The 17,431-nt window shown below is 73.2% G+C and carries 15 protein-coding genes; 3 read left to right on the top strand and 12 right to left on the bottom strand.

The window, feature by feature from the left end; all coding sequences use genetic code 11:
• Nucleotides 1-633 precede the first annotated feature (633 nt).
• A complete protein-coding gene (gene trpS, locus EV562_RS34810; protein WP_133890864.1) occupies nucleotides 634-1,644 on the top strand; it encodes a tryptophan--tRNA ligase in 1,011 nt (336 codons plus the stop codon).
• A gap of 4 nt (nucleotides 1,645-1,648) precedes the next feature.
• Here trpS and proC read toward each other — a convergent pair whose 3' ends face one another.
• From proC to EV562_RS34775, 7 genes are all read right to left on the bottom strand, one after another.
• Nucleotides 1,649-2,461 carry a pyrroline-5-carboxylate reductase gene (proC, locus tag EV562_RS34805; RefSeq protein ID WP_133890863.1) on the bottom strand — a complete coding sequence of 271 codons (813 nt, stop codon included), beginning with the start codon at nucleotides 2,459-2,461 and terminating at the stop codon, nucleotides 1,649-1,651.
• A 133-nt stretch (nucleotides 2,462-2,594) separates the two neighbouring features.
• A complete protein-coding gene (locus EV562_RS34800) occupies nucleotides 2,595-3,395 on the bottom strand; it encodes an ABC transporter permease (protein WP_133890862.1) in 801 nt (266 codons plus the stop codon).
• Complete coding sequence (locus EV562_RS34795; RefSeq protein WP_133890861.1) at nucleotides 3,392-4,219, bottom strand: ABC transporter ATP-binding protein; 828 nt, start codon at nucleotides 4,217-4,219, stop codon at nucleotides 3,392-3,394. Before EV562_RS34795 ends, EV562_RS34800 begins: the two co-directional genes overlap by 4 nt.
• Before the next feature lie 122 nt (nucleotides 4,220-4,341).
• The gene (locus EV562_RS34790) at nucleotides 4,342-5,163 is read right to left on the bottom strand and encodes a class I SAM-dependent methyltransferase (RefSeq protein ID WP_133890860.1); all 822 of its coding nucleotides are present in this window, start codon (nucleotides 5,161-5,163) and stop codon (nucleotides 4,342-4,344) included.
• 313 nt (nucleotides 5,164-5,476) lie between these two features.
• The gene (locus EV562_RS34785; RefSeq protein WP_133890859.1) at nucleotides 5,477-5,980 is read right to left on the bottom strand and encodes an EamA/RhaT family transporter; all 504 of its coding nucleotides are present in this window, start codon (nucleotides 5,978-5,980) and stop codon (nucleotides 5,477-5,479) included.
• A gap of 41 nt (nucleotides 5,981-6,021) precedes the next feature.
• A complete protein-coding gene (locus tag EV562_RS34780) occupies nucleotides 6,022-6,693 on the bottom strand; it encodes a DUF4232 domain-containing protein (RefSeq protein WP_133890858.1) in 672 nt (223 codons plus the stop codon).
• 164 nt (nucleotides 6,694-6,857) lie between these two features.
• Nucleotides 6,858-7,190: an SH3 domain-containing protein gene (locus tag EV562_RS34775; RefSeq protein WP_133890857.1), complete on the bottom strand. Its 333-nt coding sequence runs from the start codon at nucleotides 7,188-7,190 to the stop codon at nucleotides 6,858-6,860.
• 183 nt (nucleotides 7,191-7,373) lie between these two features.
• Here EV562_RS34775 and EV562_RS34770 point away from each other — a divergent pair, with 183 nt between their 5' ends.
• Nucleotides 7,374-9,503: a serine/threonine-protein kinase gene (locus EV562_RS34770; RefSeq protein ID WP_133890856.1), complete on the top strand. Its 2,130-nt coding sequence runs from the start codon at nucleotides 7,374-7,376 to the stop codon at nucleotides 9,501-9,503.
• A 63-nt stretch (nucleotides 9,504-9,566) separates the two neighbouring features.
• On the opposite strand, the gene ilvD is transcribed toward EV562_RS34770, so the two are convergent.
• From ilvD to EV562_RS34750, 4 genes are all read right to left on the bottom strand, one after another.
• A complete protein-coding gene (gene ilvD, locus EV562_RS34765) occupies nucleotides 9,567-11,420 on the bottom strand; it encodes a dihydroxy-acid dehydratase (protein WP_133890855.1) in 1,854 nt (617 codons plus the stop codon).
• 145 nt (nucleotides 11,421-11,565) lie between these two features.
• Complete coding sequence (locus EV562_RS34760) at nucleotides 11,566-12,180, bottom strand: TetR family transcriptional regulator (RefSeq protein ID WP_133890854.1); 615 nt, start codon at nucleotides 12,178-12,180, stop codon at nucleotides 11,566-11,568.
• Complete coding sequence (locus EV562_RS34755) at nucleotides 12,177-13,034, bottom strand: sugar phosphate isomerase/epimerase (RefSeq protein WP_133890853.1); 858 nt, start codon at nucleotides 13,032-13,034, stop codon at nucleotides 12,177-12,179. Before EV562_RS34755 ends, EV562_RS34760 begins: the two co-directional genes overlap by 4 nt.
• Before the next feature lie 351 nt (nucleotides 13,035-13,385).
• Nucleotides 13,386-14,318 (bottom strand): Ppx/GppA phosphatase family protein, encoded by a 933-nt coding sequence (locus EV562_RS34750; RefSeq protein WP_133890852.1) that lies wholly within the window; start codon nucleotides 14,316-14,318, stop codon nucleotides 13,386-13,388.
• Between the two features lie 71 nt (nucleotides 14,319-14,389).
• Here EV562_RS34750 and EV562_RS34745 point away from each other — a divergent pair, with 71 nt between their 5' ends.
• Nucleotides 14,390-15,214 (top strand): hypothetical protein, encoded by an 825-nt coding sequence (locus EV562_RS34745; RefSeq protein ID WP_133890851.1) that lies wholly within the window; start codon nucleotides 14,390-14,392, stop codon nucleotides 15,212-15,214.
• Between the two features lie 118 nt (nucleotides 15,215-15,332).
• Here the strand turns inward: EV562_RS34745 and EV562_RS34740 are convergent, their stop codons facing one another.
• Complete coding sequence (locus EV562_RS34740) at nucleotides 15,333-17,102, bottom strand: hypothetical protein (RefSeq protein WP_133890865.1); 1,770 nt, start codon at nucleotides 17,100-17,102, stop codon at nucleotides 15,333-15,335.
• Nucleotides 17,103-17,431 lie beyond the last annotated feature (329 nt).

The raw sequence follows: 17,431 nt of genomic DNA, 5'->3' as shown, positions 1-17,431 counted from the left end.
CCTCTCGGGCTTTCCTCCGGGCGCTTCCCTTCGGTCTTGCGTTTCCGACTCTATCAGATCTTTCCGATCCGATTTCCTCGGTGCTTTCCAGGTTCCCGCTTTCGCGTTTCCCTTTCCGGCGGTTCCGACTCTATCAGATCCTTTCGGGCTCTGATTCCCCGTCAGAGGGGGTTGTCGTCCCGGCTGTTGGGCCGTTTCAACGAGGTGAGACTCTAGCGGACTCCCGGCTCCCGAGCTAATCGGGGGCCGCGTTCTTTCGAACGTGGATTCCTCATTCCGTAAATACGTGCACCGACAGAACGACGAAGTCGACAACGCGACTGTTCGTCGAAGAGTGGTGGGTACCTGCGGAATCGCTGTCCGGGGACCGACCGGGGTCGGCGCTCACGTCGGACAACTCGGAGAACACTAGGAGTGCGGGACGGGCGTGTCAAATCCCGTGCGGTGCGGGGGTCGCGGGCGTACGGTGGCCGCGTGATGACGCGTACGTGCACCCAGCTCTGGCGGGCCGCCTGACGGCGGCCGCACGCACGTATGCACTCGACGGCCGCCGCTTCGGCGGCCGTTCTCGTATCTCCCTCCCGAGGAGGGGCGGCCGGCGGGTGGCGGTGGCCCTGACCAGGAGGTGGAGAGATGAAGCGGGTTTTCAGCGGGGTCAAGCCGACCGGGCACCTGACGCTGGGGAACTACCTGGGTGCCATGCGCCAGTGGGCCACGGCCGACCAGCACGCGTCGGACGCGTTGTTCTGCGTCGTCGACCTGCACGCGCTGACCGTGGACCACGATCCGGCACGGGTGCGCAGACTCAGCCGGCAGGCGGCGTCGCTGTTGCTGGCGTCGGGCCTCGATCCCGAGCTGTGCACCGTGTTCGTACAGAGTCACGTGGACGAGCACGCCCGGCTGTCGTACGTACTGGAGTGCGTGGCGACCGACGGGGAGATGCGGCGGATGATCCAGTACAAGGAGAAGGCCGCACGGGAGCGGGAGCGGGGTGGAAGCGTGCGGCTGGCCCTGCTCACGTATCCCGTGCTGATGGCGGCGGACATCCTGGCGTACGGGACGGACGAGGTGCCGGTCGGGAACGATCAGACGCAGCATGTGGAGCTGGCGCGGGATCTCGCGGTGCGGTTCAACCAGCGGTACGGGCACACGTTCGTGGTGCCGCGGGCGACCGGTCCCGCGGTGGCGGCCCGGGTCATGAATCTGCAGGAGCCCACGTCGAAGATGGGGAAGAGCGACGACGTCGGGCCGGGGATCGTCTATCTGCTCGACGAGCCGGACGTGGTGCGCAAGAAGATCGTGCGGGCCGTGACCGACAGCGGGCGGGACGTCGTGTACGACCGGGAGGAACGGGCGGGGCTCGCCAATCTGCTGGAGATCCTCGCCGCCTGCACGGGCGGGGACCCGGCGGAGCTCGCGGACGGGTACGACTCGTACGGCGCGTTGAAGAAGGACACCGCGGAGGCCGTCGTCGAGGTGCTGCGGCCGGTACGGGAGCGGCACGCGGAGCTGTGCGCCGATCCCGGGTACGTGGAGGGCGTGCTCCGGGAGGGGGCCGGGAAGGCCCGGGCGATGGCGCGGCCGACCGTGGACGCGGCCTACCGGGCGATCGGGCTGCTGCCTCCGGTGGACGCGGCCCCGTAAGTGCTCAGTCCTTGGTGCCGGAGGCCAGTTCGCGACTGCGGTCGCGGGCGGCCTCCAGGGCCGCGATGAGGGCGGCGCGGACGCCGTGGTTCTCGAGTTCTCGGATGGCGTTGATGGTGGTGCCGGCCGGGGACGTGACGTTCTCGCGGAGCCTGACCGGGTGTTCGCCGCTGTCGCGGAGCATCTTCGCGGCGCCGATCGCGGACTGGACGATCAGGTCGTGGGCCTTGTCGCGGGGCAGACCGAGGAGGATGCCGGCGTCGGTCATGGCTTCGACCAGGTAGAAGAAGTACGCCGGTCCCGAGCCGGAGAGGGCGGTGCAGGCGTCCTGCTGGGACTCGGGGACGCGGAGGGTCTTGCCGACGGCGCCGAAGATCTCCTCGGTGTGCGTGAGGTGGGCTGCGGTGGCGTGGGTGCCGGCGGAGATGACGGACATGGCCTCGTCGACGAGGGCCGGGGTGTTCGTCATGACGCGGACGACCGGGGTGCCGGCGGCGAGCCGCTCCTCGAAGAAGGCGGTCGGGATGCCGGCCGCGCCGCTGATGACCAGGCGGTCGGCGGGGACGTGCGGGGCGAGTTCGTCGAGGAGGGTGCCCATGTCCTGCGGCTTGACCGTGAGGATCAGGGTGTCGGCGGACTTGGCGGCCTCGGCGTTGGTCACCGGGGTGACTCCGTGGCGGGCGCGGAGTTCCTCGGCCCGTTCCGGGCGGCGGGCGGTGACCAGGAGGTCGGCGGGGGCCCAGCCCGCTCCGATCATGCCGCTGAGCAGGGCTTCGCCGATCTTGCCGGTGCCGAGGACTGCGACTTTCTGGGTCATGGCTTCGGGTGCCCTCCGGGGTGCGCGCGCTGTTCGGGGTCATCCTCGCACTGCCTGTGCGGGCCGGGGCGTCGCGTCCAGTCCGCGGGACGTGAAGCACGGGACGTGCGGGTGGGTCTGCCTGGAGGTGGGGTTACGCCGTCCGGCGTTTCAGCGTGGCCGCACCCAGGGTCAGGACCAGCAGGGCGCAGCCGGCGACGATCAGGGCGTCGCGGACGAAGGTCGCGGTCATGTCGGTGTGGCGCAGCACCTCGTTCATGCCGTCGACCGCGTAGGACATGGGCAGCACGTCGGAGATGGCCTCCAGGGCCGGGTGCATGTGGTCGCGCGGGGTGAAGAGGCCGCACAGGAGGAGCTGGGGGAAGATCACGGCCGGCATGAACTGCACCGCCTGGAACTCGGAGGCCGCGAAGGCCGAGACGAAGAGGCCGAGCGCGGTGCCCAGGAGGGCGTCGAGCAGCGCGACCAGGAGGAGCAGCCAGGGGCTGCCGGTGACGTCCAGGCCCAGGAACCAGAGGGCGAGGCCGGTGGCGAGGGCGGACTGGACGACGGCGAGGGCGCCGAAGGCGAGGGCGTAGCCCGCGATGAGGTCGCCCTTGCCCAGGGGCATGGCGAGGAGGCGTTCGAGGGTGCCGGAGGTCCGTTCGCGCAGGGTGGCGATGGACGTGACCAGGAACATCGTGATCAGCGGGAAGATGCCGAGGAGTGAGGCGCCGATGTTGTCGAAGGTGCGCGGGCTGCCGTCGAAGACGTAGCGCAGCAGGAACAGCATCACGCAGGGGATCAGCATCAGCAGCGCGATGGTGCGCGGGTCGTGGCTGAGCTGGCGCAGGACCCGGGCCGCGGTGGCCGTGGTGCGGGAGAGGCTCAGGGCGCGGGTGGGGGCCGGGGTCAGGGTGGGCTCGGGGGCGGTCGGGGCACTGGTGGTCGTCATCGGGTGGTCTCCTTCGTACGGGACGCCGCCGCCTTGGCCTCGTCGACCAGGTGCAGGAACGCGTCCTCGACCGTCTCGGAGTCGGTGCGGCGGCGCAGGGCGTCGGGGGTGTCGTCGGCGAGGACCTCGCCCTCGCGCATCAGGAGCAGTCGGTCGCAGCGCTCGGCCTCGTCCATGACGTGGGAGGAGACGAGGAGGGTGGCACCGCGGTCGGCGGCGAGGGAGTGGAAGAGGGTCCACAGGTCGCGGCGGAGCACGGGGTCCAGGCCGACCGTCGGTTCGTCGAGGACGAGGAGCTCGGGGGCGCCCAGGAGGGCCACGGCGAGGGAGACGCGGCTGCGCTGGCCGCCGGAGAGATTGCCGGCCAGGGCGTCGGCGTGGGCGGTGAGGTCGACGTCCGCGACGGCCCGGGTGACGTCCTCGCGGCGGTGGGCGGCGGCCGCCCGGCCCGGGGCGAGGATCTCGGCGAAGTAGTCCAGGTTCTGGCGCACGGTCAGGTCGTCGAAGACGGACGGGGCCTGGGTGACGTAGCCGATGCGGGTGCGCAGGGCCGGGTGGCCGGCCGTGCGGCCGAGGACGTCCAGGGTGCCGGTGACCTTGGCCTGGGTGCCGACGATCGCCCGCATCAGGGTGGACTTGCCGCAGCCGGAGGGGCCGAGGAGGCCGGTGATGCGGCCGCGCGGGACGGTGAAACCGAGGCCGCGCAGGACGGTGCGGGTGCCGCGGGCGACGGTGAGGCCCTCGGCGTGGACGGCGGGCGGGACGGGGTCCTCGCCCCGCCCTTCGGATGGCCGGGAGGTGTCCTCCGGCGAGTAATTCATCATGTGATGAATAATGCTCCGGGGTGCCCGCGTCGTCAAGCAGTCGTGGCGGGCGTACGTGGCGGAGGACGTTCCTTGCGGCAGTCGTGGCGGGCCGTCCGTCAGGTCGCCCCTCGGCCGCTTCGTCAGGCCGTCGGGGTCCGCCCGAGGAGGAGGTGGACGTCGTAGGTCTCCTCGACGTGTCCGTCCGGGAAGACGGTCAGCAGGTGGTCGCGCTCCTCGGCGAAGAAGGCCGTGACGCGTTCCTCGGTGTCGGTCAGGAAGGCCGAGTGGCTGCCGAGGTTGGCCAGGTGGGTGTCGAGGGGGACGTGACGGCTCCAGCGGATCGTGCGCCGGACGAAGTCGAGGCTGCCGGTGGGGTCGGCGGAGCGCGCGTCGATGTCCCGTTTCCCGGCCGGGAGGTTCTGGCCCGTGAAGTGCCGGTCGATGCGCCGTCCGGCGTCCGCGATCCACGGCACGTCGGGGGCCTCGGTGTTCCACCACAGCGCCAGCGCGCCGCCCGGGCGCAGCACGCGCAGCGCCTCCGGGACGGCCAGCGCGGGGTCGGTCCAGTGCCAGGCCTGGGCGTAGGTGAGGAGGTCGGCGGTGCGGCCGGCGAGGGGCAGGGCGTTGCCGTTGCCTCGGATCACGGGCACACCGGGGAGGGTGCGGCGGAACTCGGAGGCCATGCCGGCGCCGGGCTCCACGGCGATCACCTCGGCACCGCGCTCGTGCAGGCGGGCGGTGGCGAGGCCGGTGCCTGCGCCGACGTCCACGACGCGGGCCCCCTTGAGGGGGCGGCCGGCCAGCTCCTCCAGCACGTCGAAGAGGGCGGGCGGGTAGGAGGGGCGGTTGGCGGCGTACTGGGCCGCGGCGGCGTTGAACGAGTGGGCGCGGGCGGCGTGGCGGGCCTGCGCGGGGGTGGCGGACGGGGTGGCCCGGTCGTCCGGGGTCAGCGGTGTCGTCATACGGCCATGGTGGCCGGGCGGGCCGGGGCGCAGCAGGGGGTTCCTCGCACGGCCGCCGAGGGCGACGCCGGTTCGCGGTCCGGGTTCGCCGGTACGGCTCCGACGGGCCGGCGGACTGCGGACCGGATGCCGCCGCCCCCCGATCCTCTCGGCCCAGCGCACTCCGGACCGGCTGCCGCCGCCCTGTCCCTTCGGCCCGGCGCACTTTGGACCGGCCGCCCGATCCCTTCGGCCCGGCGCGCTTCAGACCGGCTGCCGCCGCCTCCCTACCCTTCGGCCCGGGTTCCCGTCCTCTCCGGCGGCCGGTCCTCCGTCACTTGCCGCGGCGCTTCTTCGACGGGTTGCCCGTGCGGCGGGTGGTGCGCCTCTCGTACTCCTCGCGGGCCTTCTCGTACTCCGCGCGGTGCAGCTTCTCCCCCGGGGCCTCGGTGAAGGTGCGGAGGAAATAGGCGAGGAGGGAGCCGACGAAGCCGATGGCGAGCAGGCCGCGCAGGGAGGCCTGGCGGTCGGGGTCGGGGCGGGTGGTGAAGCCGGACCAGGTGTGGCGGAAGGCCAGGGCACTGCACACCGCGAACATCACGACCATCAGCAGCGTGACGAAGCTGCCGATGTCGGCGATCTGGAGGCCCTGGTAGGCGACGCGGAGCACGAAGCAGGCGGCGGCCGCAAGGACGAGCGAGCCGACGGCGAGGCCCGCCCGGCGGGCGGTGTACCCGCCGTCGTGGTGCACCCAGGTCGTGCCGTAGAACCGGAGGGGTTCGGGGCGGGGGCCCGCGAGGGTGTCCGGGGTGCCGTTCTTGCCGTTCTCTGCGCTCACGGGTCGATTATGGCGCGTGCCCCTTCGCGGGTGCGGCGCGGTCAGCCGCCCTGGCCCGCGCTGCCCATCGGGCCGACCTGCACCGGGGTGCCGGAGCCGTCGGTGACCGGCAGTGTGGCGGCGCCCGGCCAGTCGAGGGTGACGGACTTGGTCTCGTTCGGCGGGGTCACCACCAGGCCCGTGACGCGGACGCCGGAGCCGCCCGAGTCGTTGACCGGGTAGGTGATGCCGAAGGTCACCGTGTCCCCGTCCGCGAGGACGATCTGCGGGGCCTGCCGGCCCGTGCGCTTCGCGGACAGGGAGCCCGTGTTCGTCTTCAGGTCGACACCCGCGTAGCCGGTGAGCGTGCAGTCCCGGCCGCCGCCGTTCTTCAGGTCCACCGCGACGGTGCCCTCGGTGTCGCCGCCGACGGTGGCGTCCGTCGCCGTGATCTCCAGCTCGTCGGTGCGGCACGCGGCGGTCTTGCCGCCCTCGCCGGTGCCGCTCGTGCCGCCGGTGCCGTCGGAGGTCTTGCCCGCGGTGTCCGTCCCGCCCTCCTGGCCCGCAGCGGCCGAACCCCCTGCGGCCGACTCCGAGCCGCCGTTCGAGGAGGACGCGGAGGACGCGGCTGACGGGGCCGCGCTCGGGTCCGTGCCGTCGTCGCTCTGGCAGGCCGTGAGCGACAGACCTGCGGCGAGGGCCATGGCGGCGAGGGTCAGCTTGCGAACGCGCATCGTTGTCTACCTCAGAGTCGGTCGGCGTGCCGGTCCGCCCGTACCCATCGGTGCGAGCGGCGTCTGTGCCCCTCAAGACCCGTCCGGACCGGCACGCCGTTCCTCTCGGCAACCTCCTAGTACGTCGCCGGGACAGCGCTGTTACATGGTCATCGGCGGCGGACTCAGCAGCGAGGGGCCACGTAGCCGTCGCTGCCGGTCAGGATGTACGTGTCCGAGACGTACTGGCCGCTGCCGATGCTGTCCCAGATGTTCGAGGTGCCGTAGGGGCCCGAGACCCGCTCCCCCGTGCGCTGGCAGTTGATGGTGACGCTGGCGCCCTCGGACAGGACCCGCACCAGCGAGTAGCCGGTGCCCGGGCCGCTGCGGACGTTCAGGCGGTAGCCCGGGGCGACCGGGTAGGAGCGCAGGGCCGCGGACGCCGCGACGACTCCGCCGTCCGCCGCGACCGCTCTCTCTTCCTCGCCGCCGATGTCCTGGATCTGGTCGATGGACATGCCGAAACTCCCCCCGTCGAGCCCCACGACTGCCGTGGGGCACCGTTGATTCCCCAAGAACGAGCATTGAAACACCAGTTCTCGACTCGCACACGGGGGACGGCAGGCCGCCTCTGTCCCGTACGCCTCATCGACTAGGCTCCGAGCGTCGCTCGCGCGAACGAACAGCTCGGGGGTGGTTCCATGGCGCCGCAGCGCGATGCCGGGGCGGACGCGGAAGCGGAACTTCCGGAGTATGCCGGTCACTACCGTCTGGAGTCGCGTCTCGGCTCCGGTGGCATGGGTGTCGTGCACCTGGCCCGCAGCACCTCGGGAATGCGCGTCGCGGTCAAGGTCGTCCACGCGACGTATGCCAGGGACCCCGAGTTCAGGGGGCGTTTCCGGCAGGAGGTGGCCGCGGCCCGCCGGGTGAGCGGGGCCTTCACGGCGCCGGTCGTGGACGCCGACCCGGATGCCGGGCGGCCCTGGATGGCGACGCTGTACATCCCCGGCCCGACGCTCTCCGAGCACGTGAAGCGGAACGGGCCGATGGACGAGCCCCAGTTGCGCCGGCTGATGGCGGGGCTCGCCGAGGCGCTGCGCGACATCCATCGCGTCGGTGTCGTGCACCGGGACCTCAAACCGAGCAACGTACTGCTCGCCGAGGACGGTCCGAAGGTGATCGACTTCGGCATCTCCCGGCCGAAGGACAGCGAACTGCGCACCGAGACCGGGAAGTTGATCGGCACCCCGCCGTACATGGCACCCGAGCAGTTCCGGCGGCCCCGGGAGGTCGGGCCGGCGGCCGACGTCTTCACCCTCGGCTCGCTGATGGTGCACGCGGCGACCGGGCGGGGGCCCTTCGACTCCGACAGCCCGTACGTCGTCGCCTACCAGGTCGTGCACGACGAGCCCGATCTGACCGGCGTGCCCGAGTGGCTCGCGCCGCTGGTGCTGCGCTGTCTCGCCAAGGAACCCGAGGACCGGCCGACGCCGGACGAGTTGATGCGGGAGCTGCGGTCGGTGGCGGCGGCCTACGACACGCAGGTGTTCGTGCCGGCGTCCCGGACGGAACCGGACGGGGACCCCCGGGCAGCCGGTGCGCGGCCCGCGCAGCAGGGACCCGCCGAGCCGTCGGTCCGGTCCGGGCGGGCCGTACGGCGACTGGGGAAGCGGTCGGCGCTCGTCGCCGCGGGGGTGGCTCTCGCCGTGGTCGGGAGCCTCGTCGCCGTGCAGGCCTTCGGCGGCGCCGAACCCGCGGGCACGCCCACCGCGCAGAGTGCGCCCGGCGGGTTCGGGGCGTGGGAGGCGGTGCCCGCGGGGGACGGCGGCGGGATGCCGCTGTGCTCGTACGCGGCCCGGCGCCTGGTGTGCGCGCGGCCCGGCGTGGTCTTCGCGGTCGATCCGGCCGACGGGAGCACCCTGTGGCGGCATCCCGTCGAGGAGGCCGTGCGGAGCGAACCGCCGGTCGTGTCGGGCGGGCTCGTGCAGCCCGAGGTCGGCCTGCTGGGCCGCCCGCTGGAGGCACTCGACCCCGCGACGGGCGAGCAGGTGTGGCAGGAGGAGATGCCGGCGTACACCGGGTCGCGGACCGTCGGCGACATGCTGCTGCTCACCCACGCCGACGGGACGGTCACCGGCGTGGACAGTGCCTCGGGGCGGACGAGGTGGACGCACCGGATCCCGGGGCAGGCGATGCCGTACCTCACCTCGTTCGCCGGGGAGAAGCGGCCCGCGGCCTACGCGACGAGCCGGAGCGCGGACGGGAGGACCCACGTCACCGCGGTCGACCCGGACAGCGGGGACGTGCGCTGGGACACGCGGCTGGCCGGGACGCTGACGCTCCTGGCGGCGGCGGACGGGTCCGTGTTCCTCGCCTCCGAGGAGGCGACCTACGGCGACGTGAGGACCGTGGTCCGCTACACGCCCGCCACCGGCGCCACCCGCCGGGTGGCGCTGCCCGTCCCGGTCGAGCAGGCGCAGGCCGGTGTGCACGGCGACACCGTGTACCTCATGGGCGCGGGCGGCTCACTGGTCGCCGTCGACATGGCGGCGGGGAAGCAGGCGTGGCGCCTGGAGACGAGCGTGAGCCGGGGCTCGGTGCCCGTGTCCGACGGGCGGCACGTGTACGTCACCGCACCCGACGGGCGGCTCCTGGGTGTCGACGCGCGCGAGGGCAAGCTCCTCGGTCAGACCCGGCCGCGGCTCGGCGCCGACTCCGACACGGTGCCCGCGACCCTGCCGGCGCCGCTGCAGGCGGGCGGGCACGTGTACGCCGGGGCGCCCGACGGGACGGTGTTCGGCGTGGCGGGGCGGGACCCGGGCGCCTGGTAGGCGCCCCGGGACCTCGACGGCGCCCGGGACCCTCGACGACGGGCCCCGGGCCCTCGCGGGGTGTCAGCCCAGCTTGCTGACGTCGCGCACGGCGCCCTTGTCGGCGCTGGTGGCCATCGCGGCGTACGCCTTCAGGGCGGCGGAGACCTTGCGCTCGCGGTTCTTGGGCGCGAACACGCCGTTCAGGGCCTGCTGGCGGCGGGTCAGCTCGGCGTCGTCCACGAGCAGCTCGATGGAGCGGTTCGGGATGTCGATGCGGATGCGGTCGCCGTCCTCGACCAGGGCGATGGTGCCGCCCGCCGCCGCCTCCGGGGAGGCGTGGCCGATGGAGAGCCCGGACGTGCCGCCGGAGAAGCGGCCGTCGGTGACGAGGGCGCAGGCCTTTCCGAGGCCGCGGCCCTTGAGGTACGAGGTCGGGTAGAGCATCTCCTGCATGCCGGGGCCGCCCTTGGGGCCCTCGTAGCGGATGACGACGACGTCGCCCTCCTTGACCTGCTGGGTGAGGATCTTCTGGACGGCCTCCTCCTGCGACTCGCAGACGACCGCCGGGCCCTCGAAGGTCCAGATGGACTCGTCGACGCCGGCCGTCTTGACGACGCAGCCGTCGACGGCGAGGTTGCCGCGCAGGACCGCGAGGCCGCCGTCCTTGGAGTAGGCGTGCTCCACGGAGCGGATGCAGCCGCCCTCGGCGTCGTCGTCCAGGGAGTCCCAGCGCTCGGACTGGGAGAAGGCCTCGGCGGAGCGGACGCAGCCGGGGGCCGCGTGCCACAGCTCGACGGCCTCCTGGGAGGGAGAGCCGCCGCGCACGTCCCAGGTCTTCAGCCAGTCGGCCAGGGACGGGCTGTGCACGGAGTGGACGTCCTCGTCGAGCAGGCCACCGCGGTGCAGCTCGCCGAGGAGGGCGGGGATGCCGCCCGCACGGTGCACGTCCTCCATGTAGTACGTGCGGTCCTTGGCGACGTTGGGCGCGACCTTGGCCAGGCAGGGGACGCGGCGCGAGAGGGCGTCCATCTCGGTGAGGCCGTAGGCGACGCCCGCCTCCTGGGCGGCGGCCAGCAGGTGCAGGATCGTGTTGGTGGAGCCGCCCATCGCGATGTCGAGCGCCATGGCGTTGCCGAAGGCCGCGGGGGTGGCGATGTTGCGGGGCAGGACAGAGTCGTCGTCCTGCTCGTAGTAGCGGCGGGTCAGGTCCAGGACGGTGCGCGCGGCGTTCTCGTAGAGCGCCTTGCGGGCGGTGTGGGTGGCCAGGACCGAGCCGTTGCCCGGCAGGGAGAGGCCGATGGCCTCGGTCAGGCAGTTCATCGAGTTGGCGGTGAACATGCCGGAGCAGGAGCCGCAGGTGGGACAGGCGTTCTCCTCGATGCGGAGGATGTCCGCGTCGGAGATCTTGTCGTTGACCGCCTCCGACATCGCGTCGACCAGGTCGAGCGTGCGGACCGTGCCGTCGACCAGGGTGGCACGGCCGGACTCCATCGGGCCGCCGGAGACGAAGACCGTGGGGATGTTCAGGCGCAGCGCGGCGTTGAGCATGCCCGGGGTGATCTTGTCGCAGTTGGAGATGCAGATCAGGGCGTCGGCGCAGTGGGCCTCCACCATGTACTCCACGCTGTCCGCGATCAGGTCGCGGGAGGGCAGGGAGTACAGCATGCCGCCGTGGCCCATGGCGATGCCGTCGTCCACGGCGATGGTGTTGAACTCGCGCGGGATGCCGCCGGCGGCGACGACCGCCTCGCTGACGATCCGGCCGACCGGGGCGAGGTGGGTGTGGCCCGGCACGAACTCCGTGAAGCTGTTGGCGACGGCGATGATCGGCTTCCGCCCGATGTCCGCGCCGGGTACACCGGAGGCACGCATAAGGGCGCGGGCGCCCGCCATGTTGCGGCCGTGGGTGACTGTGCGGGACCTCAGTTCGGGCATCGTCGCTCGCTCCTTCGGAGAGTTATGACTGCCGTCGAGCGTACGCCGGTCATCCAGGGGTCGGGACAGGGCGTCCGGAATGCGGGACGCGCGTCTCGCCGTACGCCGCCGGCCGACCCGCTCGGGGGCCGGCCGGGACGGCTTCTCAGGGGCCGGTGAGGTGGCCCTGCACCACCGGTGCCAGGCGGGCGACGAGCTGCTCCGGGTCCGCCGAGGCCAGCGGCTCCACCTGGATCACGTAGCGGAGCATCGCGCACCCCACCAGCTGCGCCGCCGCCAGTTCCACCCGCAGCTCGGCGTCCGGCAGATCCAGCTGGGCGGCGACGCGGCGCATCACCTGGGCGGCGATCAGCCGGCGGAAGACGGCTGCGGCGGTCTCGTTGTTCACCGCCGAGCGGACGATGGCCAGCAGCGGTGTCCGGGTGGCGGGGTTCTCCCAGACGCCGAGGATGAAGCGGGTCAGGCGCTCGCCGATCGCGTCCAGCGGGCCGTCGGCGATCGCCTCGGGGGCCTCAAGGGCCGGTGCGAAGGCGACCTCGACGGCCGCCTCGAAGACCTGCTCCTTGGTGCCGAAGTAGTGGTGCACCAGCGCCGGGTCCACGCTCGCCGCCTTGGCGATGCCGCGCACGGAGGTCTTCTCGTAGCCGCGCTCGGAGAACTCCTCGCGGGCCGTGGCGAGGATGCGGTCGCGGGTGTCGCCGGACTCCGCGCGGGGCGGGCGGCCGCGGCGCCGGGCGGTTCCGTCGGCGATGCCGCTCACCCGCGGTCCGTCCTCGTCGCGGGGGAGCCCGGCACCGGGGACGCCGACTGCGCCAGGTGCGTGCGGGTGAAGGCGAGCGCCTCGGCGAGATCGGCCTCACGTTCGGCGCTGGACATCGCGCGCCTGGTGTTGACCTCGATGACGACGTGGCCGTCGAAGCCGGTGTGCGCGAGGTGCTCCAGGACCTCGGCGCAGGGCTGGTTGCCGCGGCCGGGGACGAGGTGCTCGTCCTTCGCGGAGCCCCTGCCGTCGGCCAGGTGGACGTGGCCGAGACGGTCGCTCATGCGGTCGAGCAGGTCGAGGCCGTCGGTGCGGGAGGTGGCGGCGTGGCTGAGGTCGATGGTGAAGTGCCGGTAGTCGTCCTTCGTCACGTCCCAGTCGGGGGCGTACGCCTGCATCTCGCGGTCGCGGTAGCGCCAGGGGTACATGTTCTCGACGGCGAAGCGGACGTCCGTCTCGTTCGCCATCCGCCAGATGCCGTTGACGAAGTCCCGCGCGTACTGGCGCTGCCAGCGGAACGGGGGGTGCACGACGACGGTGCTCGCGCCGAGCTTCTCGGCGGCCGCGCGGGCGCGCTGGAGCTTGACCCAGGGGTCGGTGGACCAGACGCGCTGGGTGATGAGCAGACACGGTGCGTGCACGGCGAGTATCGGCACGCGGTGGTAGTCGCTGAGTCTGCGCAGCGCCTCGATGTCCTGGCTGACCGGATCCGTCCAGACCATCACCTCGACGCCGTCGTAACCGAGGCGCGCGGCGATCTCGAAGGCCGTCGCCGTCGACTCCGGGTACACGGACGCAGTCGACAGGGCGACCTTCGTGTCCGGGGTGCGGACGTCGTCCCTTGGTTTTGCCACGGGGGTCAGGGTACGGGGTGCGGGTGGAGGGGTGCGGGGTGCCTGATCGGCGCTGTGGTGAGTGCCATAGGGCGGGTGCGGGGTGCGGGTGGAGGGGGGTGGGGTGCGGGGTGCGGGGTGCGGGTGGAGGAGGCGGGGTGCGGGGTGCGGGTGGAGGAGGCGGGGTGCGGGTGGAGGAGGCGGGGTGCGGGTGGAGGAGGCGGGGTGCGGGTGGAGGGCTGCGGAGAGCCTGATCGCCGCTGTGGTGAGTGCCGTAGGGCGGGTGCGGGTGAGTCGTGGATCGTCGCGCCGCCGTGGTGAGTGCCGTAGGGCGGGTGCGGGTGAGTCGTAGATCGTCGCGCCGCCCGACGCCTATCCCTGGCCCATGTGGTCCAGGCGTCGCAGGATGACGCCCTCGCGGAGCGCCCACGGGCAGATCTCCAGGTTCTCCACGCGGAAGAGGTCCATCGCGGCCTCGGCCACCAGGGCGCCCGCCAGGAGCTGGTTCGCGCGGCCCTCGGAGACGCCGGGGAGTTCGGCGCGCTCCGCGCCGGTCATGGCGGCCAGGCGGGGCACCCAGGCCTCCAGGGAGGCGCGCTTCAGCTCGCGCTGGACGTAGAGGCCCTCGGCGGAGCGGGCGGCGCCGGCGATGCGGGCCAGCTGCCGGAAGGTCTTCGAGGTGGCGACCACGTGATCGGGGGCGCCGAGGCGGCTGAAGTCGCCGACCGTACGGGCGATCTCCGTACGGACGTGGCGGCGCAGCGCCCTGACGTCGTCCGGGTGGGGCGGGTCGCCGGGCAGCCGGGCCGCGGTCAGCCGGCCCGCACCCAGCGGCAGCGACACGGCGGCGTCGGGTTCCTCGTCGAGGCCGTAGGCGATCTCCAGGGAGCCGCCGCCGATGTCGAGGACCAGCAGCCTGCCCGCGGACCAGCCGAACCAGCGGCGGGCGGCGAGGAAGGTGAGCCGGGCCTCCTCGGCGCCGCTCAGGACGGTCAGCTCGACGCCGGTGTCGGCGCGCACGCGCGCGAGGACGTCGTCGGCGTTGCTCGCCTCGCGCACGGCCGAGGTGGCGAACGGCAGGAGGTCCTCGACGCCCTTGTCCTCGGCGGCCTGGAGCGCCTCCCGGACGACCGCGACCAGCCGGTCGACGCCGTCGGGGCCGATCGCCCCGTCCTCGTCGAGGAGCTGGGCGAGGCGCAGTTCCACCTTGTGCGAGTGGGCGGGCAGCGGGCGGGCGCCGGGGTGCGCGTCCACCACCAGCAGATGCACCGTGTTCGAACCCACGTCGAGGACACCGAGTCTCATGTACGGAACGCTACTGCCGCCGGCGAGTGCGGCGGTGCCGTCGTGCGGCTTCGGCGACTTACCCTGGAGCCGTGCCAAAGACGAAAAAGGCGAAGGACGAAAAGTCGGCCAAGAAGGACAAAAAGCGCGTAGTGAGTGAGCGGAAGAGCGACGAGCAGGGGCTCGACTTCGCGCGCGCGTGGGTGGAGTTTCCGGATCCCGCGGACGACGAGCAGGTCTTCCGGTGCGATCTGACATGGCTGACCTCCCGCTGGAACTGCATCTTCGGCAGCGGCTGCCAGGGCATCCAGGCGGGCCGCGCGGACGACGGGTGCTGCTCGCTGGGCGCGCACTTCTCCGACGAGGACGACGAGCAGCGGGTCGCCGAGCACGTGGCGAGGCTCACGCCGGACATCTGGCAGCACCACGCCGAGGGCACGCGCAACGGCTGGGTCTCCGAGGACGACGAGGGCTCCCGGCAGACCCGGCCCTTCCAGGGCTCGTGCATCTTCCAGAACCGGCCGGGCTTCTCCGGGGGCATGGGCTGCTCGCTGCACATCCTGGCGCTCAAGGAGGGCCGGGAGCCGCTGGAGACCAAGCCGGATGTGTGCTGGCAGCTGCCGGTGCGGCGGACGTACGAGTGGATCGACCGGCCCGACGACACACGCGTCCTCCAGGTGTCGATCGGCGAGTACGACCGGCGCGGCTGGGGTCCGGGCGGTCACGACCTGCACTGGTGGTGCACGTCGGCGACCTCGGCGCACGGGGCGGGCGAGCCCGTGTACGTCTCGTACCGGCCGGAGCTGATCGAGCTGATGGGCAAGGCGGGGTACGACCGGCTGGTCGAGCTGTGCGAGGAGCGGCTGGCCTCGCAGCTGCCGCTGTTGGCTCCGCATCCGGCCGACCCCGCGCGCTGAGACCTGGCGCCGGGCCCCGGCGCCCGGTCCCGGCCTCGGCCCTCGGCCTCGCGTCGGTGCTGGGACACGGGTCCTGCGGGTGCGACGGGTCTCCCGAGTCCGACGGGTCCTACGGGTCCTACGGGCTCGGGGTGCCGCTGTCGCCGTCTCCCGGCGAGGATGACGAACCGTCCGGGTCGCCGGTCGGGGACGGCTCGTCCGTCGTCGGGTCCGGGTCCGGTGAGGTCGGCGGCTCTTCGGTGGGCGTCGGGTCCGGATCGGTGGGCTGCGAGGTGGACGGGTCCGGGTCGGGGTCGGGGTCCGGGTTCTGGCCCGGGTGGGACGGGGACGTGGTGTCGCCGGGAGTGCTGGGGCGCGGGCCCGGGCGGGTCGGGGTGGGCGCGGGGCCGCGGCCCGCGATGGTCACGACGGCCCCGGCCGGTGAGACGGCCACCCGTGCGCTCCAGTGGCCGGACGGCTCGCGCAGGTGGTCGACGTACACCCTGACGGTCACGGACTCGCCGGGACGGAGCGTGCCCGAGGACCGGCTCAGGTAGAGCCAGGCGGCGCCGACGGAGACCGACCAGTGCACCGGGGCGTCGCCGGTCGCGGTCAGGGTGACCAGCGTGGTGTCGCCGTGGTGGCTCGCGGTCACCCCCAGGTGGCCGGTGCCCTTCCCGCCCGTGCCGGAGACGCCGACGACCTCCACGGAGACGTCGGCCTCGCCGTTCTTGCCGAAGTCTCCGCCGGGGGTGGTGCTCGCGTTGCCGGCGTTCTCGTAGCCGCCGCTCCCCGGACCGCCGTCCAGGCCGCCCGGGTCCTGCGCCTCGTTGGCGCTGGCGGAGCGCCCCTCCTCGCCCTCGACGACCGGAGTGCCCCGGTAGGCCGCCCACAGGGCCAGCACCGGAGCCGCGACGACGGTGGCGACGACGGTGGTGGTGACGGCCCGGGCGCGCAGGCGGTCCCGGCGGGCCGCGCGGTCCTTGGGGTCCATCGGGAAGCCGCGCCGGTCGAAGCGGGGGACGGTGCCGCGCGGGCGCGGGGTATGGGTCCCGGCCGCGTGCAGGGCGGTGCGGGGGGCTTCCAGGACGGGCAGCTCGGCGGGGGTGACGTTGGTGCCGGGCCAGCGGCCGGGGATCGCACGCTCGGCGGTGCGGCGGCAGCGCGGGCAGTCGTCCACGTGCCGGACCAGCTCGCGGCGCAGGGCGCTGCTGAGGACGTAGCGGTTGTCGCCGGTGAGGCGGGCGACGCTGGCGCAGGTGCCGGTCTCGACGACGGCCAGGGCGGCGCGGGTGCGTTCCACCTCGCAGGCGGCGGAGGCGAGCAGTTCGCGGGCGGTGGCCAGGTCCATGCCGAGGACGGCGGCGACCTCGTGCGGGGCGAGGTGGTGGCGGACGGCGAGTTCGAGGGCCTCGCGCTGCTCGGGGGTGGTGCCGGCGGCCTCCGGCCAGGCGAGGAGGGCCAGTTCGCTGCGGTGCCGCTGGTGGGACTCGTCGTCGGCGGGGGCGGAGGTGGTGGCGGCGGGCGTCGTGGCGGTGGTCGGGCGGCCCGCCGCGTGGCTGCTCGGACGTTTCTGCTTGGCCTCGGCCAGCTTGCGCAGGCAGGCCCAGCGGGCCAGCGCGTACAGCCAGGCCCTGCGGTCGGCCGCGGCGACGGGGGCGCGGTGGCCTCGGCGCTGGGCGAGCGCGAGGACGTCGGCCAGGGCGGCGGTCGCGGCGTCGTGGTCGCAGAGCACGGACAGGCAGTACGTGAACAGGCCGTCCAGATACGCGTCGTACGCGGCGTACCGTGCGGGCGGACGCTGCGCCGGCGGCTGCGCCAGCGCCCTCGCCGCGGCGCGGTCACGCGCTTCCCGGTGCGCCCGGTGTGCGCCGGTCGTGCGAGTCGTGGTTTCCGGACTGCTCCTCATCACTCGGCGACCGTAGGGGGCTATGGGTGGCGCGAACTGGCGCGTTGGGCACTTTTAATCCGTACGGGTGAAACGATCCCTCATAAGGGGACAGGCGGTCGTTCCACCGTGGCCGGGGCGGGGGCGGGGTCATCCGTTCGGGACGGGGGCGCGGGGTGCCTGCGGCGGTCTGTGCGGGTTCGGTTGTGGCGGGTGCGGATGCCTGCGGCGCCTGTGCCGGTTCGGTGGGGGTGCGTGTAGCGCCTTGGGTTCGGTGGGTGGTGCGGGGCCGGGGCGGGGGGTGTCCGTCCTCGGAACGGCGCGGAATCGGTTACTTGAAGAGGGCTCGG

It is taken from the genome of Streptomyces sp. BK208 (assembly GCF_004364245.1).
Classification (GTDB): Bacteria; Actinomycetota; Actinomycetes; order Streptomycetales; family Streptomycetaceae; genus Streptomyces.
Note: the sequence above shows the minus strand (reverse complement) of the source record. Positions and strands in the feature narration are given on the sequence as shown.